At 68.7% G+C, this 935-nt stretch carries 1 protein-coding gene; it reads left to right on the top strand.

What is annotated here, in order from left to right; all coding sequences use genetic code 11:
• A partial coding sequence (locus IE239_RS41495; RefSeq protein WP_190154612.1) for an acyltransferase domain-containing protein occupies nt 1-935 on the top strand: 935 nt, incomplete at both ends.

Genomic DNA, 935 nt, shown 5'->3' on the forward strand with positions numbered 1-935 from the left:
CAGGGGGCGCAGTGGGTGGGGATGGGGCGGGAGTTGTGGGAGGTGTCGCCGGTGTTCGCGGCGTCGATGGAGGCGTGTGAGGGGGCGTTGGCTCCTTTTGTGGACTGGTCGTTGAGTGAGGTGGTGCGGGGTGGGGGTGAGTTGGTTGATGTGGATGTGGTGCAGCCGGTGTCGTGGGCGGTGATGGTGTCGTTGGCGGCGGTGTGGCGGGGGTGTGGGGTGGTGCCGTCGGTGGTGGTGGGTCATTCGCAGGGGGAGATCGCTGCTGCGGTGGTGGCGGGTGGTCTGTCGTTGGAGGACGGTGCGCGGGTGGTGGCGTTGCGTTCGCGGGCGATCCGTGCGATCGCGGGGCGTGGCGGGATGGTGTCGGTGCCGTTGTCGTTGGATGGTGTGGAGGAGTTGCTGGCGGGTTGGGCGGGTCGTGTCGGTGTTGCTGCGGTGAACGGTCCGGGTTCGGTGGTGGTGGCGGGGGATGCGGACGCTCTCGATGAGTTGATGGCGCACTGTGAGGGGGTGGGTGTCCGGGCGCGTCGTGTGCCGGTGGATTACGCCTCGCACACCTGGCATGTGGAGGACATCGAGGCGGAGCTGGCGGAGGTGCTGGCTCCGGTGGTGCCGCGTTCGGGTGTGGTGCCGTTCTTCTCGACGACGCTGGCGGAGGTCGTGGACACGGCTGGTTTGGACGGGGGTTACTGGTATCGGAATCTGCGTGAGCGGGTGCGTTTCGCGGATGCGGTCGAGGCTCTGGTGGGGCAGGGCTATGGGGCGTTCGTGGAGGTGAGTTCGCATCCGGTGTTGGGGATGGCGGTGCAGGAGGCGGCGCCGGATGCGGTGGTGGTGGGCACGTTGCGGCGGGACCGGGGTGGTGCGCACCGTTTCCTGATGTCGTTGGCGGAGGCGTGGGTGCGGGGTGTGGGGGTGGACTGGACGGCCGT

The organism is Streptomyces humidus (genome assembly GCF_014649655.1).
GTDB lineage: Bacteria > Actinomycetota > Actinomycetes > Streptomycetales > Streptomycetaceae > Streptomyces > Streptomyces humidus.